Consider the following 24,006-nt stretch of genomic DNA (forward strand, 5'->3'; position numbering starts at 1 on the left):
TGGTATCAAAACTTTAACGAGGGTTCGTATTGCCGCGCTTTGTGCATTGCCAGCTCAGCTTGCTCTTGCTCGCCTTCTTGCTGCGCCAGATACGCCAGCAGTGCATATAAGTAACCGTTACTGGCATGGTCACGCAACCAGTGTTGTGCTTGTTTGCGTAGCTTTAATACCGAACGGCCTAACGGGATCTGTCTTATATACGGCAACAATTGCGGCAGCTCTGCCAACTGCAAGTGGCTTAGCAACAGCTTTTCAGCCGCGTCATTCTGGCCGCTTTGCGCCATGGCCCAGGCGCGACCGATATTAGCTGCAGTAGATTTACGCTCTTTCGCCGGAAGATTTTGCCAGTATTCGGCAGCATCATCAAAGCGCTGTTGCTGGCTAAGCTGGCTTATCGCCGCCGGATAAATATTGAAGCGTTGCTGTTGCCATTTGTCTTTGTCAAACCACTGCTGCTTAAGCGCGGCGGGCACCAGTTGCAATAACTGTTGCCATTGTCCGGCCTGTTGTAACGCATACATATAAAGCTGGCCCAGGCCTTTGTCTTCGGTATCGGCGGTGACTTTTTCGGCTAGCAGCACGCTGGCTTGGGCGGCTTGCCCCTGCTGCAACAACAGATCAGCGCGGACAAAGTAGCGGCTACTACTGTCATCGGGCAAGGCATCAATATGTTGATTGGCCGCAGCGGTATTGCCGGCATAAAACGCGGCGTACGCTGCCAGTAAACGTTTTTCGTTGTGCATAAAGCCGTCTGCGCAGGCTTTGTTAAAATGCTGGCTGGCAAGTTGCCATTGCTGCTTGGCGTAAGCTTGTAACCCCAATTCAAAAGCCTGCTGCGCTTTGCGCTGGCGGCGCCAGCTCAGAAAGTTAAATGACACATGCTGCAACCGCAACAACTTACGCAATATAACGCCAAACAACCACAACATGCCACAAACCGCTAATACCAGTATTGCCAGCCCCAATAAGGTTGTTTCAAATACACTATTGGCAACAACCACTTTTACGTAGCCAGCATTGTTTACCAGCATAGGGCCAAACCACATAGCCACCGCCAGCACGGCAACAAGCAGTATTACCCGGATCATAAGCCGTCTCCTGCCAATTGGCGCTGATATTGCTGCAGCTGAGCCGGGCTGGTTAATGCGCTAAGCGCCGGTGGTGTAACATCTACCGCCGCCAGCTGCGTTAGGGTACTGCTAAACTGTTGCACTGCCTGATCAGCAGCATTGAAATATCGCTGCAGTTGATCACTGCTTTGCTGCAATGCCGCAACATAAACGGCAGGTTGCTGTTGCATTACGGCTAACTGAGCTAACTGCAGGTGCTGCTGCAATGCGATACGCAGCATGAGTTGTTGCTCAGTGGTTAAGTCAAAATAGTCTTCTGGCATGGCGGCTCTGGGGTTCAGCAAACCCTGCCAGGTATTTTGCCAATGATAGGCTAAGGTAGCGCGCCAGTTCTGCAACGTTGCGTCGGGAGCCAGCACGGGCTTGGCGGCCGTTTGAAGCTTTAACGGCAATTGCATAGCCTGCTGGCGTAGCTGCTGTAGCTGCACATGCACTTTACTAAAATCGGTGATACGCACAGTTTGCAGCTGTTGTTGATCTGCCGCTATAGCATGGCGCACCAGCAGCAGCGAGGCGTCGTCTAACACCGCCAGTTTTTCATCGGCGCTGTGCAATAGTGCCAGCGCGGTACTGATATCCTGCTCCAGCCAAACTTTTTGTGCCGCCAGCTTCAGCAGATAATCAACTTCGGCCAGGATCCAATGTTGCGGTGGTGCGCTGTCACGTTCCTGCACTAACTGACGCACTGCCTGGATTTGGGTCTGCGTTTGGGCGGTCAATTGTTGTTGCTGTTGCGCCAGATTTTGCTGCAACTGGCTTAATAGCTGTTGCTGCTCGGCAGTTAGCTGTTGTTGTAATTGCTTGCTGCTGTCTTGTAGTTGCTGACTTTGTTCGCTCAAGCGCTGTTGATTTTGCGCCAGTACCGAACTTTGTTGCTGTAAACTTTGCCATTGTGGCCACAACCAGTAGCCGGCCGCAGCGACGCCGCCGCCAAGCGTTATAACCAGTAGTAGGCTTAAACCGCCGGCTACACTGCTACCGCTGCGTGGTGCAGGTTCAGCATCAATTTTTTGTTTTAACTGCTGCAGTGGCGCTTCAACTTCGGTTGCGCGCTCTAAGGTGTCGCTCATTGATATTCCCTCTTAAGCTGGCTTATTGCAGCCAGTAAAGCACTATCGTTGGCATTGGCGGCCAGCGTAATACGCTGCTCTGCAATACCTAAGGCGATGGCACTGTCGCGCATTCGCTGGCTAACCAGGATCCAATCGCATTGTTCCAGCCAGTGCTGATGCTCATGGCCAACCAGATTAAACAGTTGCTGTAAAATTTCGTTACTGGTAACCACAATACAACGAATGCCCGCCAGCTGCCACTGCTGACACAGCTGTGGGCCATCTAACGGCAAGGGCAGCCGCTTATAACTTTGCACATAACGCACGGTGGCACCGCGCGCCACCAACCCCTGTTTAATCAATTCGCGGCCAGCATTGCCACGCACCACAACAACATTTTTACCCGCTATTTGTTGCAGCTGTGGCAGTTGTAATAAACCTTCACTGCGCTGATCTTCCGGCACCGCAACATCGCAGCCGAGCCAGCGCTGCAGTGCCATAGCTGTAGTTTGGCCCACGGCAAACAAAGGCGCGCTTAACGCCACAGCGTCTACCTGTTGTTGCAAGCTGCTAACGGCGCTAACACTAACAAACACAATAGCATCGGCTTGCTGAAGCTGCTGTATATCGTGCGGGGTAACCGCCACCTGTGCCGTGACAATTAAGGGTTGATATAAATAGCCAACAGCGCCTTCATCCAGTGCCGCCAACAAATTATCAGCTTTGCCGGCTGGCCGGGTTATTAAAAACGGGATGGATTGGCTAAGGTTATGGCTGCTCATTGTGCCGCCTGATATACCGCCTGTAAAATGCGGTCAGCACCTTGCGCTAGTAAATGTTCTGCCAGTGCAGTACCCAGTTGCTCGGCGTCGGCAACGGGGCCGCGCACGTCATGGCGAATAATTTCGCTGCCATCAATGGCGCCGACTAAACCACGCAACCATAGGCTGTTGCCCTCAATCACGGCAAAAGCGCCAATGGGAACCTGGCAACCGCCCTGCAGCTGACGATTCATTGCACGCTCGGCCAGCACGCAGGCGCGGGTGGGCGCATGTTCCAACGGCGCCAGCCATTGCTGCACGGCAATATCATCGCTGCGGCATTCAATGCCCACCGCACCCTGGCCATTGGCAGGCAAACTCTGATCTACCGGCTGCAGGCTGGCAATGCGTTGTTCAAACCCTAAGCGGATAAGACCGGCAGCGGCTAAGATAATGGCCGCGTATTCGCCGTTGTCTAATTTAGCCAGCCGTGTATTCACATTGCCACGCAGATCGCGCACGGTTAAATCTGGTCGCAGGGCTTTTAACTGGCAGTGTCGGCGTAAACTTGAGGTACCTACTACAGCGCCATGCGGCAGTTGATCGAGGCTGGCAAATTGATTCGACACAAAAGCATCCTGCGGGTTTTCCCGCGGACAAATAGTGTGCAGCATTAACCCCGCTGGGAAATCTACCGGTACGTCTTTCATGCTATGCACAGCAATGTCGGCGCGGCCATCTAGCATGGCTTGTTCCAACTCTTTAACAAACAAACCTTTGCCGCCAATTTTAGCCAACGGCGTATCGAGAATTTTGTCGCCTTGCGTCGACATCGGCACCAGCTCGACATTAAGCTGCGGATGATGGCGCAGCAGTTCAGCTTTCACATATTCGGCCTGCCACAGTGCCAGCGCACTTTTGCGGGTTGCAATACGAATTGTTGTCATGTTAATTAATTACCTGAGTCAGTAAATGGCGCTGAATAAAGCTGCTGATATCAGCCACTTCTTGTGCACACACGCTGTGCGGCATACGGTAGTCGTGCCAGCTAACGTTAAAACCGGCACTTTTTAGGGCATGAAATGCCTGTTGTCCGGCGGCCATGGGGACGACGGGGTCCTGGCTGCCGTGTGCAAACAATACCGGGGTAGCTTTATTGACGTTGCAGCTTTCGGGCTTTAATTTATCTGGCGCACACATATAGGTAGACAACGCCATTACGCCAGCCAGCTTGTAGGGTAAACGCGGCAATAAATGCAGCGCTATAACGCCGCCCTGACTAAAACCAGCCAGAATAATGCGCTCACTGCTAATGCCATCATTAATCAGCTTGTCCAGCAACTGCTGCACTGCTGCGGCAGAGTCGCGCACACCGTCTTCGTCTGCCCGGTTAGTTAGCTCCATGGTTTTAATATCGTACCAGGCGCGCATACGCATACCGCCATTGACCGTGACCGGCCGCTCTGGCGCATGCGGAAATAAAAACCGGATGCCGGCGTCTGCCGGTAAACGCAATTCCGGCACTATGGGCGAGAAACCATGACCAGAATCACCCAAGCCATGTAACCAAACTACTGCAGCGCGAGTATCGCCCTGCGCTTTAACATCAACAAAGGGAAGTAACGCCATTACATAATTCCAAAACGTTGCGCGTTTAAGGCGCCAGATTAAGCGTCATGCCTGCTTGCTTAGCGGCTGCGTCATTTAGCAGTTGCCAGAACTCAGCCCCGCTGCGGTTATCGATCCACTTATCGGTGTGCCATTCGAAGTGGTGCCCGTTAAATTTGGTCGCCAGCCATAATTGTTGTAGTGGCGGCTGCTTGTTGATAATGATTTTGCTGCCATCGGCAAAACTAATGCTGAGCAAACCGCCGTGTGTTTCATAATCCAGATCGGCGTCGGCGCTGTCTAATGCCTGCTCTACCGCTAATAAGGTATTGTCGGCCAATTCATCATATTCTAGGTCATTCATCTGCTTCACCTGTTTGCTTTTATCGCTAAGGATGCGATTATAGAGCGCAATCACCATAAAAAAATAACATCATGCATGCTTTTACAACCAAAGGTCCGCTGTTAACTGTCGCTGCCGTCATTTTGCTGTGCAGCTTGCTGAGTGCTTGTGGTCAAAAAGGCCCACTTACCTTACCACAACCGCCAGCCGAAGTGGCAGAACCACAGCAAAACAACGCTAATCCAACCCAACTATCGGATGACCAACGTGGACCATTTTAATTACCAGCAACACCGTCTATTTGCCGAACAATGCGCGCTGCACGATGTAGCCACTGAATTTGGCACCCCCTGCTATGTTTACTCGCGCGCGACTATTGAACGCCACTATAAAGCCTTTGCTGAGGCAGCCTCTGCCCACCCGCACAACCTGGTGTGTTATGCCGTAAAGGCTAACAGCAATCTGGCGATATTAAACTTGCTGGCCAAACTGGGCAGTGGCTTTGACATTGTTTCAGGCGGCGAGTTGCGTCGGGTTATCGCCGCCGGTGGCGATGCGAAAAAAGTGGTATTTTCTGGTGTAGCAAAAACCGCCGACGAAATGCGCTTTGCGCTGCAGCTGGGCATTAAATGTTTTAATGTTGAGTCGATTGCCGAACTGGAGCGCCTGCAGCAGGTAGCCAGCAGCATGAACAAAATGGCCGCAGTGTCGATACGGGTAAACCCCGACATTGATGCCAAAACCCATCCGTATATTTCTACCGGCTTAAAAGCGAATAAATTTGGCATTGATATTCTGCTGGCGCGTGACATTTACCGCCAGGCCGCCAGCTACAGCCACCTGGACGTGGTGGGTGTAGACTGCCATATCGGCTCGCAACTTACCGAAACCCAGCCGTTTTTAGAGGCGTTGGAAAAACTGCTGACGTTAATAGACCAGTTAGCCGCAGATGGCATAGCGCTAAAACATATCGATATCGGCGGCGGTTTAGGCGTAACTTATGATAATGAGACACCACCGTCACCGGCCGACTATATCAGCAAGGTTGTGCAGCGGCTAAAAAATTACCCGCAGCTAGAGCTGATTATGGAGCCCGGCCGCGCCATTATGGCTAATGCAGGTGTTCTGTTAACGAAGGTAGAATTTTTAAAGCCTGGCCAGGAAAAAAACTTTGCCATTGTCGATGCCGCTATGAACGACTTAATCCGCCCCGCACTTTACAGTGCCTGGCAAGCGATAGTGCCATTAGCATTAGATGGCACCCGCCCGAAAGCGGTGTACGACATTGTCGGCCCGGTATGCGAAACCGGTGATTTCCTGGGTAAAGACCGCGAATTGGCCATAGCACAGGGCGATTTTCTCGCCGTGCGCTCTGCTGGCGCTTATGGTTTTACCATGAGCTCGAACTACAACAGCCGACCGCGCGCTGCCGAAGTATTGGTAGATGGCGATAAAATGCATTTAATCCGCGCTCGTGAGCAATGGCAGGATTTATGGCGTGGCGAACAGGTTATTACCGAATAATTAAGGGCGCTGATGTTGTTACATTTTTCTAAAATGCATGGCCTGGGCAACGACTTTATGCTGGTAGATGCGGTCAGCCAAAATGTGTTCTTAACTAAAGAGCAGATCAAGGCGCTGGCTAATCGCTTCACCGGCATCGGTTTTGATCAGCTATTAATGGTAGAGCCGCCGTATGATCCCGAGCTGGATTTTCATTACCGTATTTTTAATGCCGACGGCTCGGAAGTCGAGCAATGCGGCAATGGCGCGCGCTGCTTTGCCAAATTTGTCCGCGCCCGAGGCTTAACCAATAAACACAAAATTGGTGTTAGTACCAAGTCTGGCAAAATTACCTTGTATGTTGAGGTAGATGGCCAGGTCACGGTAAATATGGGCGTGCCACAGCTAGACCCGGCGCGGGTACCATTTAAAGCGCAAAAACAGGAACTGACCTATATATTGCGGGCAGACGATCACACGGTGCTGTGTGGTGTAGTGTCGATGGGCAACCCGCACGCGGTTACCGAAGTGGAAGACATTGCTAGCGCACCGGTACTACAGCAAGGCCCGCTACTTGAGCACCACGAGCGCTTTCCGGAGCGGGCCAATATCGGTTTTATGCAAGTGATTAACCCCGGCCACATTAAGCTGCGGGTATGGGAGCGTGGTGCCGGTGAAACCCAGGCTTGTGGCACTGGTGCATGCGCCGCGGTAGTTGTGGGCCAATTACAAAAAAAATTACAGCAACAGGTTCGGGTAGACTTACCCGGCGGCAGTTTGCAAATTCGCTGGAATGGGCCGGGCCAACCATTAAAAATGACCGGCCCGGCAGAGCATGTTTATGACGGACAAATACAGCTATGACCGATAGCCTTAGCACAGACAAAGACTTGCTGGCAGCCCATGTGGTATACGACTACTTGCAAGACCACCCGGAATTTTTTCAGCAATACCCACAGTTGCTTGCTGGCTTACGCCTGCCGCATCAGCAACGCGGCAGCGTGTCGCTGGTCGAGCGCCAGCTTGAATTGCAACGGGAAAAAATTCAGCTACTGGAAGACGATATCACCCGGTTAATGTCAGTAGCACGGCAAAACGAGCAGATTTTTCTGGCCTTTAACCAGTTACAGGCGCAGTTATATCAGGCGGACAACCTGCAACAAGCCGAAGCCAGCTTGCAGCAGTTTACTGCTGCCATGCCGCACGTGCAGGCATGCCGCTTGGTGCGTTTTAGCAACACCCAAGCCAACCAACCTTTTCAGCTGTTGTTATCGCGCCGCCTGAACCAGCAAGGCGTGTATTTGGGCCGCTTAAATAAAGAAGAACAACAAGGCTTATTCGAGCCGCATATTCATTCGGTAGCATTGATCTTAATCAGCAACCCACAGCAACCGTTGGCACTGCTCGCCTTTGGCAGTGAACAAGATGACCATTTTCAGCCATCTATGGATAAGCTGTTTATTGGCCATCTAGCCACCATTTTAGCCCAGTTGTTACCGGGTTATGACGCTGCCTGACACCCCACTTACGCCGCAGTGGCAGTTGCCGCTGCAGGCGTTTTTGCACTATCTGCGGTTTGAACGCGGCTACAGCAGCGCCACTTTAGACAGCTATCAGCGCCAGTTGCAACAGCTGGCATTGAGTATTGCCGACCCAGGTAGCCACTGGCTAACGGTGACCGAAGCCCAGCTAAAACAGCATGTTATTGCGATGCGCCGTAGTGGCGCTAAACCGCGTACTATTGCGTTAAAAGTAGCGGCGCTGCGTAGCTTTTATCGTTTTATGCAGGCGCAAGCTAAGCGCACAGACAACCCGGCACAGTACTTAACCGTGCCCAAAGCCGCACGCAACTTACCGAAAAATTTAAATGTTGATCAGTTAAACCACCTGCTCAACTTTGATAGCCACGACGATATTCTGGCTTGTCGCGACAAGGCCATGCTGGAGCTGTTTTACTCCTCTGGCTTGCGATTAGAAGAACTGGTTAATGCCGATATCGGCGATATTAACTGGCAAGAGCAATTAATTAAGGTGACAGGTAAAGGCAGTAAGCAGCGCATAGTGCCGGTGGGTAAAATAGCGCTTAAGGCCTTAAAAGACTGGCTAACACAGCGGCCGGCTTTTACCGCAAAACTGCCAGCAGAAGATGCCAATGCGCTGTTTATCAGCAAACAACATAAACGCATTAGCCCCCGCCATGTGCGCGAACGGGTGCAGCTGTGGGCGAAGCAGCAAGGTTTAAATCAGCAGGTACACCCACATATGCTACGCCACTCATTCGCCAGCCATATGCTGGAATCCAGCCAGGATTTACGCGCCGTGCAGGAACTGTTAGGCCACGCTAACCTCAGCACCACCCAGGTGTATACCCATCTGGATTTCGCGCATTTGGCCAAGGTGTATGATAACGCTCATCCCAGGGCAAAAAAGAAAAGTTAGTAGCAAAACGTATTTTATTGCTCTTTTTATGGTTTTCTCTAAACCACGCAATACCCCAAGCAATAGCGAGGTAAATTGACACAGGCGGAATAATCATCAGAAATATCGCCACTAGCATGCTTGTTACTTTATCTTATTTAACACATTTAATAGCTTCGTTTCGATATTTCGCTAATTGGTTTGGTTTAGCAGCCGTTTCTGCATCAAGTGTTTCAAATCCAGCCAGAATTCTCTCAACCACTTCAAATTTCGGCTAATTCTCAGCGTTTGACCATATAAATATTCCCTAACTGGGCCGCTTTTTTTTGCACTAATAGCTTTGCGCTTAATATTGAAAAACAGCAGCACGCGGTTTGGCGTGCTGATTGAAATACCTTACTGGATAGCTGCTAACAGATATTTACTGTCAACACCAATACCACTGTTCCGTTAGCCTTACCAAATAGCACTCTTGTACAATCATTTTCTGGGCTTCCGCCTCCGCTGCCACCACCAGGGCCCGATGGAGGCGTTTCACCAAAACCATTACCGCTTGCCACAGAAAATTGCACATTAGGTAACACAGCAGCTATCGCATCGGCAGCGCAACTCGATACAGACACTTCAGCACCAGTGCCGTTTGTAACGGCTGATAACGGAACGTTTGAAGAAAGATATGAATTATTCTTATTAACCTGCACCAACAAATCGCTGTCCGAATTTGTTTTAATATCGTACACCAATATTGGGGTGCCCACAGCATTTGCTGCCCTACCATCCACTAAACTTATGTCACTGGCGGAATTATATATAGCGGTAAAGCTTTTCGTTTTTGGGCTATAAACAACGCTTGCACCAACAGTAATCTCATCCTTTGTTAACTGAAAGTCAACAGAATCGAGCGATACCGTATTGCGATCAAAAAAACTCATTAATGAATTTAGGATGCCATCTGTCTGCTCCCGATGATCAATTTGCGCAATGCGCTGGAGAGTTCCTATTGCTTGAACGTCAAAAGCATCCCGAATAGCTTTAGCATCGGCATCATTTTCACAGCCGCCCGACGGCATAGCATATGAAGCATTCGCTTTTTGTTGTGCAACTTTGGTCTGTTGGTAGGAAATTAATCGCTGTGCAGTCTGATCAAACGAGCTCATTAATTCAATATGCATATCAACACCAACGTTTAACAGTTCAATTACTGTCGGGTGCACAGTTCGGTCACGTGTTGCAATAGATGAACGCAAGTCGCTTATACTACCGCCCTGGTTGGCGTGAAACACCTCAAACGGATAGGCTTGCCGGCTTACTGCATCAAAGACAACGAATTTCTTAGGCTGGCTAAAACAAATCTGAGTTTCCAGCGTTGGGTACCCCGTACCGGAGCCATCTTCACATTGCGGCCCTGGCTGAGCATGGCTTTTCGCCAAACTAACGGCCTGTTGATAATTACACCCCTGGCATACTAGCGCCTGCTCAGTCGTCGCATTCGCCGCAACAGTAGTAAAAATTGCTGCGCATGCTAACAACCCACTCAATGTTGCCGTCATAAACATGTTCACGTTCCTTTATATGTCTTATATGTTTCCTGTCGAATAATAGCTGCCAGCGTTAATCAGCAAAGGTGCCAAATTTCAAATTTCGGGTAATTCTCAGCGTTTGACAATATAAATATTCCTCAACTGGGCCGCTTTTTTTTAGTTTGCACTGATAGCTTTGCGCTTAATATTGAAAAACATCAGCACGCGGTTTCGCGTGCTGATTGAAATACCTTACTGGATAGCTGTTAACAGATATTTACTGTCAACACCAATACCACTGTTCCGTTAGCCTTACCAAATAGCACTCTTGTACAATCATTTTCTGGGCTTCCGCCTCCGCTTCCGCCACCAGTACCTGATGGTGGCGTTTCACCCAACCCATTGCCACTTGCAGTAGAAAATTGCAACTGCGGTAAATTGGACATGATTGCATCGGCTACACATGCTGAAACTGTGACATTTGAACCACTGGTAATTTGTGACAGACTCGTTCCATTAGATATATAAGAAGAGTCTTTATTTACCAACGCTTTCATACCTCCGTCGCTTCTTGTTGATACCTCATATACTAACTTTGGCTTACCGGGCGCATTAACTCCTCTGCCTCCAATCACGCTAATATCATTTGCACTATTATATAAGACCGTAAATATGTGATTTTTTGGTTTTGCATCTACGTCAAGAGCTACGCTGAGGCCACCTTTCACCACGGTAAAGGACACACTACTGAGCGATAACGAATTACGGTCAAAATAGCTCGCCAATGAATCCAGAATGGTGTCAGTCTGCTCTCTTTGTATAATCTCGGCATTCTGCTGTAACTGACCGATAGCAGCAAGATCAAAAGCATCATCAATCGCTCTTGCATCAGCATCATTTTCACAACTAGCTTGTGAGGTATTATATGAATAACCTGATACTATATGTGCTCTTGTCAATTGCTGCTGCTCAAAATCCACCATCAAACGCTGACCTAGTTCATTAAACGAATTCATTAATTCTGAATGCATATCCACGCCAGTATTGATTAGATCAACATAAGCAGGAAGCAAAGATCGGTCTCGCGTTGTAAGTGATGAGTTTAAATCACTGATACTTCCACCTTGGTTGGCGTGATATACCTCAAATGGATAGGCTTGTCGGCCTATAGAGTCAAAGACAACAAACTTTTTAACTTGACTAAAACAGATTTGGGTTTCCAACGTTGGGTAGCCTGAGCCTGAGCCGCCCTCACATTGAGGCACTGGTGCAGACTTACTTAAAGCCAAAGTCTTCGCCTGCTGATAGTTACATCCGTGACAAACAAATCCCTGCTCGGTCGTCGCATTCGCCGCAACAGTAGTAAAAATTGCGGTGCAGGTTAATAATTTAATTAGTGTTGTCTTCATAGACGTGTATATTCTTCCTTAGTTAGCTCTTATTACATTCCTTTTTAACCACCAGAGTTAATCAGCACAACTCCAAGAGCGCTAATATCGGGTTAATATCAACTTTTAATCAGACGAATTGCCCGTCTCCGGGCACTTTTTCATCATTTTAGTTAAAACGCTTGGCCAGTAAGTTATCCAGTGAGGCTTTACCGGCGCCGCTAAACAGCAACGATACACTGGCGGCTAACAGGGCTAACCCGAATTCGTAACCGTTGTTGCTCATAAACAAGCCGTTTTGGAAGTGCACCGCAAAGATAGCCACTAGCATGGCAATGCTTAGCGCCAGTGCCGCGGGGCGGGTTAACAGACCCAGCACCAGGGCGATACCACCGAAAAACTCTGCCGCGCCGGCTAAAAACGCCATCACGATACCTGGTGATAAGCCTATGCTGTCCATCCAGCCACCGGTGCCTTCTAAGCCATAACCACCAAACCAGCCAAATAATTTTTGTGCACCGTGTGCAGCAAAGATAATGCCGACCGGTACCCGCAGTGCCAGCGCCGCGACACCTGCGTTAGAAGTTAAAATTTTCTGAATCATTGAAGTTGCCATATCATCACCTATCAAATTGTTTAATGTTAAGTTTACTGCCTCTCGACAGCAGCTTGCGTCGATGTGATAACTATAGCCGGATAATTGAGCGTGTAAAAACGCATTGTTTTGACTACACTGTTCAAAATATTTGAATTTAACTTTACATAGGCCAACTATGCAAAATGCACTGAGCTTAGATGCGTTGCGTGCCTTAGATGCCATAGACCGCAAAGGCAGCTTTGCCGCGGCAGCCGAAGCATTGTACAAGGTGCCGTCAGCACTAAGTTATACCATAGCCAAACTGGAATCTGACTTGGGTGTGGCCTTGTTTGACCGCAGCAAGCAGCGCGCACAGCTTACCCCTGCTGGCCAGTTGTTGCTGGACCAGGGCCGTACTTTGCTGCATGCCGCCAATCAGTTACAAAATGCCGTTAAGCAACTCGATACCGGCTGGGAAACCATGCTCACTATTGCCAAAGACACTATAGTACCCAATGCCCCATTGTTAGATGTGATTAGACAATTTCTGCAGCTGGGCAAAATTACCCAGGTTCAGGTAAAAGAAGAAGTAATGGCAGGTGGCTGGGAGGCGCTGCAAACTGGTAGGGCCGATATTACTGTTGGTTTGACCGGCGATTTACCCAAAGGTCTGTTTAATGTTGTCCCACTGGGTGAAATGGCATTTGTGTTTGCCGTGGCACCGCATCATCAGTTGGCAGCACTAAACCGTATTGTCGATGCCGAAGACGTACAGCAATACACGGCTATTATCGTCTCGGATTCTGCAATTGACGCTCCCAAGCGCTCGTCCGGCTTATTCGACACCCGTCAGCGACTGATTGTCAGTAATATGCAGGCAAAGATAGACGCACAAAAACAAGGCCTGGGCATTGGCTTTCTGCCGCGCCATTTGGTGGCCGATGAACTGGCGCGCGGTGAACTTATTGCCAAGTCCTGCAGTATACCCAGAGACAAAGTGCCAGTGTATCTGGCCTGGCAAAAGCATAATCAGGGCCAGGCACTAAGCTGGTTTAGCCAACATTTAACCGCAGTGAACTGGCAGCAGGTATTTCAGCCTTCAACATGGTAACCACAATGCAGCTATTTAAAGCCCTGGCACCCATTAGCGTTTTGTCGTTCGATTTAGACGACACCTTATACGACAACAAACCGGTGATTGCTGCTGCAGAGCAAGCGATGTTAAATGCGCTGGCCCAGCACGCTTCGGTGACTAAAAACCTGCATAACGAGTTTTGGTGGCAACAAAGGCGATTATTAGCAAACACTACCCCAGACATACGGCATGATATTGGCCGCTGGCGTTTACTGGGTATTGAAGCTGGCCTGGTGTCACTGGGTTTAGCGCAGTGCGAAGCCAGTGACATTGCAGAGCTGGCCTACCAGGCTTTTCTGGCCGAACGCACCCGTATTAGTGTGTCATCGCAGGTAAAGCAATTACTGTCGGCATTGGCACAGCGCTATAAACTGATTGCGATTACCAACGGCAATGCCTGTATTAATAAAATGGGTATCGGCGAGCTATTTGAATTTAGCCTGCAGGCTGGCCCTGATGGCAGGAAGAAACCCTATGCAGACTTGTATCTTGCCGCCGCTGAACGGCTACAGGTTAAACCCAGTGCAATACTGCATATTGGCGACAGCCACCGCGCCGATGTGATGGGTGCATTAAATGCCGGTTGTCAGGCCGCCTGGCTGGATCACTATGGTAGTGTTGTACCGGTGCTACCGCATATTCGCTTTGAAAATATTCTGGAAATTAGCAGCATCGTAGCGTGACAAATAATGTGACATTGAAGGGCTGCTGGTGACAATTAGCTTGAAAACGCTGACCCCCGCCCTGCATCTGGCGGAAATCATTTATAAATATTTTTAGCATGGGATCATAAAGTTCATAATTTCATTGCCATTTTTATCATACAAATGAACCTCACATTCAGACATGTAACCACCAGAGCCGCCGCCAATGCCCGGCACACCGAACCCTCCACCGTCAACAGAGCCATCGCCACCTGTTGAGTCACTACCAGATGGTGATTCAATACTTAGGTTGTCACCGTACAGTTCTTCTAGAGCCTCAGCAACGCATGGGCTTAACAGCATTCTCTGGCCATTGTTATTTTTTAAAGATGACAACCGATATCCACCAATATAGGTTTGCTCATCATGAACATTAACATAAACCCCGTCCCGCCAACTTAGCAGGTAAGTTACCTTAGCGGCCTCCCGATTGCCTGATTGCAGGTAATATTGCTGCAAAATTTTAGACGCTGGCAAATGCTCCCAGCTCCCGCTGATGCCATATCCATCTCTGGCTACATCGAAACTCAGCCCATTAAATCTGGCATTTAGAAAGCTGTTCTCTGTTGCCGAAAAGTTCGCGTTAAAATGATTATTTACTTCGCGCTGCAGTGCGGCAATTTGTTGCTCGTCCAGTGCCGCTCTCATGGCTTTGGCATCACCATCACTGGCACAACCGCCTGTACTTGCAACACTTAGGCCTGTAGGTGCCACAGTTCGGTTGAATGCATCAGCAGAATCAGCCATAACATTCTGAATAGTTGCATAATAATTTAAGCTATCCACTGCCAGCCTCTTCGCTAATGCTGGAACAACAAATGACACGGCATTCGGGGTCATTGTTCTTGGCGTACCGCCTTGATTAAGATGAGACACAGTAAAGCCAAAAACCTCCTGAGTTGTGGCATTAATAACGACGCTTTGGACAGGATTGCTCCTACACATCTGATTATCTATACCAATATGTTGATTTGGATCCGAACTGATGCATTCTAAAGCCGGTGCCGCTCGCTGTTTAATCAGCGACTCAGCTTCGCCAAAAGAACAGTCATGGCAAATAACCGCATTTCTGTATGTCGCAGCTAAAGTATTAGCGCTTGCCAAAAACAGCGGCAACACCAGCACGGCATAACAATATGTTGAGAATCGATACATTTACATTTTCCTTGTAAGGTGATTCAAATAAACCTGCGACCTGCTTCTTAGGTGCCCACTTGCAGATTTACTTTACGTTAATGTTGATTGCAGAACTGATATAGTTTAACTGCTAACAGCAGCCTAACGTTATGACTGAGCAGCTATTTAAATGGCGAAATCAATTCCACCATGTATTTATATTGTTATAAAAAATGACTAAGAGCCATATTGAACACCCAATGTCAGATACATATCAAAACTTTGTCAGACCATCAGCTGTGCTTTGAAATGCGAAATAGCTGTTTCAAATAGTAGATCATCGCCAAAAGAAGGGAACTCAATGCCGTTTACGCGATAAGATCGGTCGCCAAACTAATAGGCCACAAAACCGCGTTGAGTATGAATAAAATAGCATTTTTGTGCGGTGCAGAAGCACGCCGGTTGTCAGGCGGCCTGGCTGGATCATTATCAAAGTGCCTTGTCAATACTGCCACATATCCGGCTTACCGATATGAAGCAGTTGCAGTATTTACTATCTGACTAGGGTGTGAGGAGCTACTTACTCTGATCCAAAAACGAGGGCTTGGTGCGCTGCCAACAGATGTCGCCGTTTTTATGTAGCATGGCAGAGTCAATCACTAAACGCCCTTGGGCATAACTGACACCTGGCTGTTGGGCTTTGATAAAGGTACCGGATAGCTGCACCCATTCACCATTACAGAGTGAGAAAGACAAGCTACCCTCCTCGGTATCTGAATCATCTAACACGTTTATGGCGTAAGAGCTGATGCGATGTTCAGCATGATCTTTTGAGAAATACAGTGCATCGTGATGAAAACCAACAAAATAGCCATCCACCACTATTGCCTTGTCAAAATACTGCTCGGGTGAATCAAGCAAACTAATCACATTAGTAAGCGCCTGATAGGATTTTTGCTGTGCCGCCGCTGAAAAGGTACAACCCGCGACCATAGTTACTATACACGCAACCAAATAACTTAACTGGAACTGTTTCACTGAATGCTCCCGGCAATAATCAATAAACTCTGCTAAATGTGAGACCATCTGTAACATGCAACGACCTAATCGCATTCACGTCAGTACCCATAACAAAAACATGGCGGAGTGCGTTTCTAGCAAGCTTTTTATAGTCCACCCAAAAGTGCTTGGAATTAAAACTTTCTAAACGAGTCTTTGGTGGAACACCAATTAAAATAGCCACAGCGCTATTATCATCACGGATTTTAACAAAATTACAAACCATGCCATTGTTGCCGTTACATTCATGCCCGCTTAGCACATTAAATCCGACACGGACTGAGCTCGTATTCACCTTTGTTAGTGCGTCTTATCACCAAACCCAAAGGTTTGTTCACTCTCGTCCTATCGTAACCTGCACCCTCAGTTGCCGTGCGAATTTCACTGCCAACTTGCCCTCTGGCCTGATCCAATGCCCGCATAAATTTTTTGTCTTCACAGGTCACTTTACTTGGCGCCTTGCATATTGGCGACAGCCACCGCGCCGATGTGATCGGTGCATTAAATGCCGGTTGTCAGGCCACCTGGCTGGATCATTATGGTAGTGTTGTACCGGTGCTACCGCATCTGAGGTTCAACCATATTGGGCAACTTAATGCGTTGCTTTGACGTTACTGGCTTGCGCTACCGCCGTAGCCATCGCCTGCCGGTAATCTGCAGCATAATGTTGTTGATCGGCATGATTTAAGCCAACGGAGTTTTGCTGTAACAGCGAAGACTGGAAACGACTATCAACCAGCAGCGCATTAAGGCTATGAATAAGTTGCACGGTTTCCGCGCTGTGATTGCAAGCAAGATATACCGGTAGAGATGCTATCGTTTCTGCCAGCGTGAAGCTAACGAAGTTATTGGCGTTTGCTACATCGTCCAAGCCAAATCGGAACATTAGCGGATATAACCAAAGCGCATCAACTCTGCCTCGCTGCAACAGACTAACCGAAGTGTCAAACCGCGTCAGGGGCAAAAAGTGATGCCTTGTGGCCGGCGATTGTTGCTCATTACCCATAATGTTTGGCTGCAATGTCTCTAACGAGGCTAATTTAATGTCTGGTATGGTTTTCAATAGTTGCTGAAATGACAGCGACGGTTCGGTAGCGGACAATACATTCAACGAAGTTAAAAGCGGGTTATCTTTGGCAATATAAAGCCTGGAGCCAAGATAAACCTGAGTAGGCAAAGAATATAACAGGCCAACGCGATCAGCTCGCTTACGGAAGTTAACAATACAGGCAGGCTCTGGCTGTTGCAGTTTCTCAGTAGCATCAAAAACCGATGTCACTACTGGCTTTAGTGTTAGTGTAGTTATGTGTTGATGCAAAGACGAAAAAAACGCCAAATCTTCTGCCGATTCCTGCAGTAAATACTCCTCTGGATTAAACGATTTAGCAATCAACTGAATGGTAACAGGCTGTGCCGCTTCACGCTGCTTAACGTTGGTATCGGCCTTGTTAGTATCTGCGGTAAATTCGGCTTTTAACGCTGTGGTTCTCATCGCCAGGCGAATATGACGGCCAGCATAAAGCGTACGTCGATACAATTGTGATTTGATATCATGCTGAAATATCCCCGCGGCAGATTCAACAATAATGTCATATCGCTTTGCCTGTAACAGCGAATAAACGTTACTGTCTTCCGGGATTAAATGTATCCCTTTGTCGGCCAGCATATAATCACGCGTCAACTGGCCTATATTGACAGCCGACTGCGGAGTATATTCCTGTAAAGACAATGCAATCAGCGCCGGGATATATCCGACAGTAATGTCACTAAATTGCCAAAACGCAAATGGCTCTCTTGTAGTTAGTAGCAGGTCGGCACTAGCCTGCTCGTTAGTCTCTGTAACGCTAACGCCCGCGGCATTAAATGTTGCTACACGCTGCATAAGGCTGCGTCGCTCTTGCTGTGAGATAACAACACCGGGAGTGTCAAATGCCAGCGTTAGTGTCATACCTTGCGCCGCAGGTAAAACAATAAACAGCAATACTAATATCGTTCTAACCTTTAGCATCAATTATCCTGTTGTCTGGCATAGCCACCAGTGAAACGACTTAACCCAATAATAGCACTGCTGCAGAAATCACCCGCTGTTGTATCGCGGATTTTCTGTGGTCCAACATATATATGAGACAAACCAAATTAGCTAAGGCACAGGCAGGCGCGCTTCACGCTATTAAATAAACTAACTTATATTGGCATCCATCAATATTGGCTTAGAACGTGCAAATGGCATAGTCGAGCACAAGACGCTAAACATCAACTTAATAAGACACATATTGAACATGTCGCTTTGCTATAGAACACACAACTGGTTATTTATCCACTAAAACCGATCTGCTTTACTTGGCGCAAGACGCTGGGCTGCTATAATGGCCGCCATTATGCTTAGCGAGACTTTCTGATGGATGTATCTTACCTGCTAGACGGGCTGAACGACAAACAACGCGATGCGGTGGCGGCATCCCCGCAACACATGCTGGTGCTGGCCGGGGCCGGCAGTGGTAAAACCCGCGTGCTGGTGCATCGTTTAGCCTGGTTAATGCAGGTAGAGCGGGTGGCGCCTTTCAGTTTGCTGGCAGTGACCTTTACCAACAAGGCCTCGCAGGAAATGCGCGGCCGGATTGAGAGCACCATAGGCGTTAGCTTAAACAACCTGTGGATGGGTACCTTTCACGGTTTGTCGCACCGCATGCTGCGCGCGCATTATCAGGAGGCCGGTTTACCGCAGGGCTTCCAAATAATCGACAGCGACGATCAGTACCGGCTGGTTAAGCGGGTATTAAAAGCACTGAACCTGGATGAAAAACACTGGCCGCCAAAGCAGATACAGTGGTTTATTAATGCCCGAAAAGATGATGGCCTGCGTCCGGGTATGATAGACGCCAGTGGTGATTTTAGCCTGCAGCAAATGGTAAAAATTTATGCTGCTTATCAGGATATGTGTGACCGCGCCGGTTTAGTTGACTTTGCTGAGATACTGCTGCGCAGCTTCGAGCTGTTAAAGAAAAGCGCCGAGGTGCGTAGCCATTATCAGCAACGTTTCCGTCATATTTTGGTAGACGAGTTTCAGGATACCAACGCCATTCAATACCAGTGGTTACGCTTACTGGCTGGCAGCAGTGCCAAGGTAATGATAGTCGGTGATGACGACCAATCTATTTACGGCTGGCGAGGTGCCCGGGTAGAGAATATCCAAACCTTCTTAAAAGACTTCCCCGATGTAGATACCGTAAGGCTGGAGCAAAACTATCGCTCTACCGACACCATCCTAAAAGCCGCCAATGCCGTTATTGCCAATAACACCGGTCGGCTGGGAAAGGATTTATGGACCGACGGCGCCCAGGGCGAAGTGATATCACAGTACACCGCCTTTAACGAGCTGGACGAGGCGCGCTTTATTGTCGGCCGCATCCGTGACTGGCACAAACAAGGCGACCGCTTAAGCGAAGCCGCCATTTTATATCGTAATAACGCCCAATCACGGGTACTGGAAGAAGCCTTAATCCAGGAAGGCCTGCATTACCGCATCTACGGTGGCCTGCGCTTCTATGAACGGCAGGAAATTAAAGATGCGCTGGCTTACCTGCGTTTACTAAATAACCGCCAGGACGACGCTGCACTGGAGCGCATTGTTAACACCCCGGTGCGCGGCATTGGCGACACTACCTTAAACAAGGTGCGTGAGTATGCTCGCGCCCAGCAGCAAACGCTGTGGCAAAGTTTGCAGCAAATGTTAGCGCAAAAACAACTGACCGGCCGTGCCGCCTCTGCCATCGACAACTTTATGCAGTTAATTGAGCAGCTACATAACCAGGTAACAGAGCTACCGCTGCATGAGCAAGCCGAGCATGCCATTAAGCAGTCTGGTTTATATGCCATGTATCAGGCAGAAAAAGGCGAAAAAGCCGAAACACGGATAGAAAATTTAAACGAACTGATCACTGCCTGCCAGAACTTCGATGAGCGCCGCGCTGAGGATATGACACCATTGGCAGCGTTTCTATCGCAAGCTGCGCTGGAAGCCGGTGAATATCAGGCTGAAGAGCATTCTGATGCGGTGCAGTTAATGACATTACACAGCGCCAAAGGGCTGGAGTTTCCGTTAGTATTTATTTGCGGCCTGGAGGAGGGCATGTTCCCCAGCCAGCAAAGCGGTGACGACCCTACCCGGCTGGAGGAAGAGCGTCGCTTGTGTTATGTCGGTATGACGCGGGCAATGAAAAAGCTGTATTTAACCCACGCCGAGAGCCGTCGTCTATATGGCCAGGAGCAATACCATAAGCCGTCACGCTTTATCCGCGAGATACCAGCCGAATATGTAGAAGAAATTCGCCTCACTACTCAGGTTAGCCGGCCGACGCAATTTAACCGCTTTGGCAGCGCCGCATCGCATGTTGCATTTGAAAATACCGGCTTTAAGCTGGGCCAGCGGGTGTTGCACGATAAGTTCGGTGAAGGCACAGTGCTAAACTATGAAGGCACTGGCAGTCAGTCGCGTATTCAAGTGAATTTTGACGGCCTGGGTAGCAAATGGTTAGTGACAGCTTATGCCCGTTTACAGGCCATTGGTTAAATGGCGACAACAGCGTTGTTTGCCCAGATACAACAATGGCAGCAGCAAGCGGCTACACTGCACATTCGCCTGCCGGTAGTGTGGCAGGGAGACAGCGCTGAGATACTAAGCACTACCCAACAGTGGATATCTGAGCTTAACAATACCATTTACTGGATTGGCGAGCAGGCTCCGGCTAACGCCATTCAACTGAGCAAAAAGCATAATTATCAATTACTGGGCAGTGAATGCGAGTTTTTGGTCATTAATGCTTTTAGTGGCTTTGACGCTGATTTAATTGCAGCCTCAGCAGGCTGTATTAAAGCTGGTGGTATCTGGCTATTGCTGTGTCCTCCTTTTGCCAATTGGCAACAGCAGGCCAACCCGGCCCATAAAAGCTTGCTGCCCTTCCCTCTGGATGCAAGTAGCCACCAGGGCCATTTTCTACACTTTTTTTGTAGTCAGCTACAGCAGCAAAATGTGCTGATGCTCGAGCATCATACAGTAACACAACAACTTAACTGGCCTGACGCCGCGCAACCCATGCAAGCCGTCGGTCCATGCATTACTGCAGACCAGCAAACCGCTGTTGCTGCCATCCAACATGTAATTAGCGGCCATCGCCGCAGGCCGCTGGTACTAACCGCAGACCGCGGACGAGGTAAGTCCGCAGCACTTGGCATTGCTGCTGCCACATTAGCACAGCAACAAAAATGCATTTTGCTTACCGCACCATCACCACAGGCTGCGCAAACCGCATTGAACCACTTTGCTCAGCTTACCTCGCCAGCGTTACAGCAACAATTGCGCTTTGTGCCTTTTGACCAACTGCTCAACGGCGAGGACAAGGCCGATTTGTTGCTGGTAGATGAAGCGGCTGCAATTCCAACACCGGTACTGCAAAAGTTAGCACAACGCTTTAGTCGTATTGCGTTTGCCAGCACGGAGCATGGCTATGAAGGCACTGGCCGTGGATTTCAACTGCGTTTTCAGCAGCACCTTGAAACACATTACCCCGGCTGGAAAAAGCTGCATCTGCAACAACCCATCCGATACCAAGCTGCTGATCCATTAGAGCAATTGATTTTTAATTGTTTTTTGCTAAAGCAAAACTCAACACTGCCTACTTTTTCCGCGGAGCAGAGCCTTAGCTTTGCCGTATACCAAGCAACAAATTGGCTGCACGACCCGGTAAAACTACAACAAGTGTTCAGCTTACTAAGCTTGGCGCATTATCAAACCCAGGTAAAAGATCTCGCTTCACTGCTTGATAACCCGCAGCTACAGGTCATGACACTGGAGCAAAAAGGGCAAGTACTAGCCTGCGCCATGATCAGCACAGAAGGCAACATAGCGGGCGACCTAGCCCAGCAGATATATTTTGGTGAACGTCGGGTACAAGGCCACTTACTGGCACAAAGCCTGGCATTTCATCTGGCACGCCCAGAACTGGCAGAACTCACACTATGGCGTGTAATGCGTATTGCCGTTCAACCCACGCTGCAGCGTCAGCAACTTGGCTCGCAGTTGCTACAGTTTGTTGCAGCACAAGCACAACAACGCAAAGTCAATTTCCTCGGCACAAGTTTTGGTGTTAATCAAGAATTACTGCGGTTTTGGCAACAGAACGATTTTATAGCCGTGCGGTTGGGCCATAGTAGTGATAAAGCCAGTGCAGAACACTCTATTCTAATGGTACGTGGAGTCATCAGCGATATTCAACAACTGCGTACCATGCAGCAGCAATTTCGTCGGGCACTTTATTTTTCTCTGCAGCATTATCCACAGTTAGACACAGCATTAGTGCTTGCTTTGGTGTGTCCACCAGCTAATAACACGCTGTCGCCGTCCGAACTTGAACAACTGCACTTATTTGCCGCCGGCAAACGGCCATATGAACTGATAAGTCATCTTTTGTTAAGCTGGTTTAACCTGCACTACAATCAGCTTACCAGAGCATTGCAACTGCAACTGGCTGCATTATTGTGGCAACGACACGACTGGCAGCAGCTGCTACAACAGTTCGGTTTTTACAGCAGCAAAGCCATGCTGGCCAATATTGCCGAACAACTGCTACAAAGTGGCTTGCTGCTTCCAAACAGCTGATCAAACCAGTATTCACTTTCTTTTTCTCGACACTCAGGCTAAGGTGCGGCCTACATTTTGTGAGTCCTACATTTATGCATAAAGCTTTATCACTTTTAATTGCGCTTACCGTCACTCCGGCTATAGCGAACAGTTATTCAAATTCGGAAAAGCGCACCCTACAGGCCGCCGTTAGCAGTGCTTTGCATTCTGCAGAGATCACCCGCTACTATCAGCAATGTAAAGAGCAACCTGAAGATGATTCAGCCTCTGTTGTTATTACAGACAAAGATCAAGCTCGCTTGTTGGCATTGCTACAGCAGAAAATACACAGTCAAAATATCACGCAATTGTTGGCGGCAGATCCTCGGACTACCCAAAACGCGACTAATAAATTAATCAAGCCGGCAAACTGTGACGATCTAAAGGGCATACAAGCCCTGTTGGATAGCTACGAGGTGGCGCTGTTTGCTCTGGACCTGGCATTACCCTTAGAGAAACCTTTAGGGCAAAAAATTTATACGGCAAAGTCACGTTCAAATGCGGAACAAAACGATATTCAGCAACTTATTGCCCGTAGCCATGCCATTGCACTGGTTAGTGTGGTAGATAAACAACAGCTCACTGCAGTGCAACAAGCTAATTATTTGCATCCGGATTATACCAGTCGCTATGTTTTTAAAGTTCAACATGGTTGGCGTGGTAATATTTCGCAATACCTGGGTATGCATATATATGTCGACGATAAAAATATCGATAAAACGACTAAGCAGTGGTTAATATTTCTCGATAAAAACGGCCACTTTATTACAACTGTTCCAGGTTACAAAGCTGGCGATCATATGAAGAAATTGCAACAAGCCGAATGGCGTTACGATGTACACGGAAATTTGCACCGTAACTAATTAAGCCCGCATAGCGGGCTTTTTTATACCTAACAACCCAGCCTCTCATCTAACCTTAAAATACACGCGCAGCGCTGTAGGTTATGTAACGGTGCGCCGCGAGGCGCTTCAACGCAAAAAGGCCTACCGGTGAGGGTAGGCCTTTTGCGTGAA

The 24,006-nt window shown here is 48.7% G+C and carries 23 protein-coding genes; 11 read left to right on the forward strand and 12 right to left on the reverse strand.

Annotated features, from left to right (window positions below; all coding sequences use genetic code 11):
• Positions 1 to 5: 5 nt before the first annotated feature.
• The 6 genes from I4W93_RS19550 to cyaY are packed head-to-tail and all read right to left on the reverse strand — an operon-like array spanning position 6 to position 4,915.
• The gene (locus I4W93_RS19550) at positions 6 to 1,088 is read right to left on the reverse strand and encodes a heme biosynthesis HemY N-terminal domain-containing protein (protein WP_205313519.1); all 1,083 of its coding nucleotides are present in this window, start codon (positions 1,086 to 1,088) and stop codon (positions 6 to 8) included.
• Complete coding sequence (locus I4W93_RS19555; protein ID WP_205313518.1) at positions 1,085 to 2,200, reverse strand: uroporphyrinogen-III C-methyltransferase; 1,116 nt, start codon at positions 2,198 to 2,200, stop codon at positions 1,085 to 1,087. The genes I4W93_RS19550 and I4W93_RS19555 overlap by 4 nt, the downstream gene beginning before the upstream one ends.
• Positions 2,197 to 2,964, reverse strand: coding sequence for a uroporphyrinogen-III synthase (locus I4W93_RS19560; protein ID WP_205313517.1), 768 nt, complete (start codon positions 2,962 to 2,964; stop codon positions 2,197 to 2,199). The genes I4W93_RS19555 and I4W93_RS19560 overlap by 4 nt, the downstream gene beginning before the upstream one ends.
• Positions 2,961 to 3,890: a hydroxymethylbilane synthase gene (gene hemC, locus I4W93_RS19565; RefSeq protein WP_205313516.1), complete on the reverse strand. Its 930-nt coding sequence runs from the start codon at positions 3,888 to 3,890 to the stop codon at positions 2,961 to 2,963. The genes I4W93_RS19560 and hemC overlap by 4 nt, the downstream gene beginning before the upstream one ends.
• Position 3,891: 1 nt before the next feature.
• Positions 3,892 to 4,572 (reverse strand): alpha/beta hydrolase, encoded by a 681-nt coding sequence (locus I4W93_RS19570; protein WP_205313515.1) that lies wholly within the window; start codon positions 4,570 to 4,572, stop codon positions 3,892 to 3,894.
• A gap of 25 nt (positions 4,573 to 4,597) precedes the next feature.
• The gene (cyaY, locus tag I4W93_RS19575; RefSeq protein ID WP_205313514.1) at positions 4,598 to 4,915 is read right to left on the reverse strand and encodes an iron donor protein CyaY; all 318 of its coding nucleotides are present in this window, start codon (positions 4,913 to 4,915) and stop codon (positions 4,598 to 4,600) included.
• A 71-nt stretch (positions 4,916 to 4,986) separates the two neighbouring features.
• Between cyaY and lptM the strand changes: the two genes are divergently transcribed.
• The 5 genes from lptM to xerC are packed head-to-tail and all read left to right on the forward strand — an operon-like array spanning position 4,987 to position 8,836.
• The gene (lptM, locus tag I4W93_RS19580) at positions 4,987 to 5,175 is read left to right on the forward strand and encodes an LPS translocon maturation chaperone LptM (RefSeq protein ID WP_205313513.1); all 189 of its coding nucleotides are present in this window, start codon (positions 4,987 to 4,989) and stop codon (positions 5,173 to 5,175) included.
• Positions 5,162 to 6,418: a diaminopimelate decarboxylase gene (lysA, locus tag I4W93_RS19585; RefSeq protein ID WP_205313512.1), complete on the forward strand. Its 1,257-nt coding sequence runs from the start codon at positions 5,162 to 5,164 to the stop codon at positions 6,416 to 6,418. Before lptM ends, lysA begins: the two co-directional genes overlap by 14 nt.
• 12 nt (positions 6,419 to 6,430) lie before the next feature.
• Positions 6,431 to 7,261, forward strand: coding sequence for a diaminopimelate epimerase (gene dapF / locus I4W93_RS19590; protein ID WP_205313511.1), 831 nt, complete (start codon positions 6,431 to 6,433; stop codon positions 7,259 to 7,261).
• Entirely contained in the window at positions 7,258 to 7,914 is a 657-nt protein-coding gene (locus I4W93_RS19595; protein WP_205313510.1) for a DUF484 family protein, read from the forward strand. The genes dapF and I4W93_RS19595 overlap by 4 nt, the downstream gene beginning before the upstream one ends.
• Complete coding sequence (gene xerC / locus I4W93_RS19600) at positions 7,901 to 8,836, forward strand: tyrosine recombinase XerC (protein WP_205313509.1); 936 nt, start codon at positions 7,901 to 7,903, stop codon at positions 8,834 to 8,836. The genes I4W93_RS19595 and xerC overlap by 14 nt, the downstream gene beginning before the upstream one ends.
• Before the next feature lie 389 nt (positions 8,837 to 9,225).
• Here xerC and I4W93_RS19605 read toward each other — a convergent pair whose 3' ends face one another.
• From I4W93_RS19605 to I4W93_RS19615, 3 genes are all read right to left on the reverse strand, one after another.
• Positions 9,226 to 10,371, reverse strand: coding sequence for a hypothetical protein (locus I4W93_RS19605; RefSeq protein ID WP_205313508.1), 1,146 nt, complete (start codon positions 10,369 to 10,371; stop codon positions 9,226 to 9,228).
• A gap of 230 nt (positions 10,372 to 10,601) precedes the next feature.
• A complete protein-coding gene (locus I4W93_RS19610; protein ID WP_205313507.1) occupies positions 10,602 to 11,744 on the reverse strand; it encodes a hypothetical protein in 1,143 nt (380 codons plus the stop codon).
• Between the two features lie 148 nt (positions 11,745 to 11,892).
• Complete coding sequence (locus I4W93_RS19615) at positions 11,893 to 12,339, reverse strand: DoxX family protein (RefSeq protein WP_205313506.1); 447 nt, start codon at positions 12,337 to 12,339, stop codon at positions 11,893 to 11,895.
• A 157-nt stretch (positions 12,340 to 12,496) separates the two neighbouring features.
• Between I4W93_RS19615 and I4W93_RS19620 the strand changes: the two genes are divergently transcribed.
• Together I4W93_RS19620 and I4W93_RS19625 are read left to right on the forward strand one after the other, a co-directional pair.
• Positions 12,497 to 13,411, forward strand: a complete 915-nt coding sequence (locus tag I4W93_RS19620) for a LysR family transcriptional regulator (RefSeq protein ID WP_205313505.1) — start codon at positions 12,497 to 12,499, stop codon at positions 13,409 to 13,411.
• 5 nt (positions 13,412 to 13,416) lie between these two features.
• Positions 13,417 to 14,118: an HAD-IA family hydrolase gene (locus I4W93_RS19625; RefSeq protein ID WP_205313504.1), complete on the forward strand. Its 702-nt coding sequence runs from the start codon at positions 13,417 to 13,419 to the stop codon at positions 14,116 to 14,118.
• A 93-nt stretch (positions 14,119 to 14,211) separates the two neighbouring features.
• Here I4W93_RS19625 and I4W93_RS19630 read toward each other — a convergent pair whose 3' ends face one another.
• Positions 14,212 to 15,258, reverse strand: a complete 1,047-nt coding sequence (locus I4W93_RS19630; protein WP_224673580.1) for a hypothetical protein — start codon at positions 15,256 to 15,258, stop codon at positions 14,212 to 14,214.
• 573 nt (positions 15,259 to 15,831) lie between these two features.
• Complete coding sequence (locus I4W93_RS19635) at positions 15,832 to 16,293, reverse strand: hypothetical protein (RefSeq protein WP_224673581.1); 462 nt, start codon at positions 16,291 to 16,293, stop codon at positions 15,832 to 15,834.
• Positions 16,294 to 16,743: 450 nt separating this feature from the next.
• Between I4W93_RS19635 and I4W93_RS19640 the strand changes: the two genes are divergently transcribed.
• Complete coding sequence (locus I4W93_RS19640) at positions 16,744 to 16,923, forward strand: HAD family hydrolase (protein WP_205313502.1); 180 nt, start codon at positions 16,744 to 16,746, stop codon at positions 16,921 to 16,923.
• Here I4W93_RS19640 and I4W93_RS19645 read toward each other — a convergent pair.
• Complete coding sequence (locus I4W93_RS19645) at positions 16,907 to 18,322, reverse strand: hypothetical protein (protein WP_205313501.1); 1,416 nt, start codon at positions 18,320 to 18,322, stop codon at positions 16,907 to 16,909. The two genes, I4W93_RS19640 and I4W93_RS19645, sit on opposite strands and share 17 nt — an antisense overlap.
• Positions 18,323 to 18,712: 390 nt before the next feature.
• On the opposite strand from I4W93_RS19645, the gene uvrD reads away from it, so the two are divergent.
• From uvrD to I4W93_RS19660, 3 genes are all read left to right on the forward strand, one after another.
• Positions 18,713 to 20,884, forward strand: a complete 2,172-nt coding sequence (gene uvrD / locus I4W93_RS19650; RefSeq protein ID WP_205313500.1) for a DNA helicase II — start codon at positions 18,713 to 18,715, stop codon at positions 20,882 to 20,884.
• Positions 20,885 to 22,969, forward strand: coding sequence for a tRNA(Met) cytidine acetyltransferase TmcA (locus I4W93_RS19655; protein WP_205313499.1), 2,085 nt, complete (start codon positions 20,885 to 20,887; stop codon positions 22,967 to 22,969).
• Positions 22,970 to 23,043: 74 nt separating this feature from the next.
• Positions 23,044 to 23,853, forward strand: a complete 810-nt coding sequence (locus I4W93_RS19660; RefSeq protein WP_224673582.1) for a hypothetical protein — start codon at positions 23,044 to 23,046, stop codon at positions 23,851 to 23,853.
• Positions 23,854 to 24,006: the final 153 nt, after the last annotated feature.

It is taken from the genome of Rheinheimera maricola (assembly GCF_016918075.2).
Taxonomy (GTDB): Bacteria; Pseudomonadota; Gammaproteobacteria; order Enterobacterales; family Alteromonadaceae; genus Alishewanella; species Alishewanella maricola_A.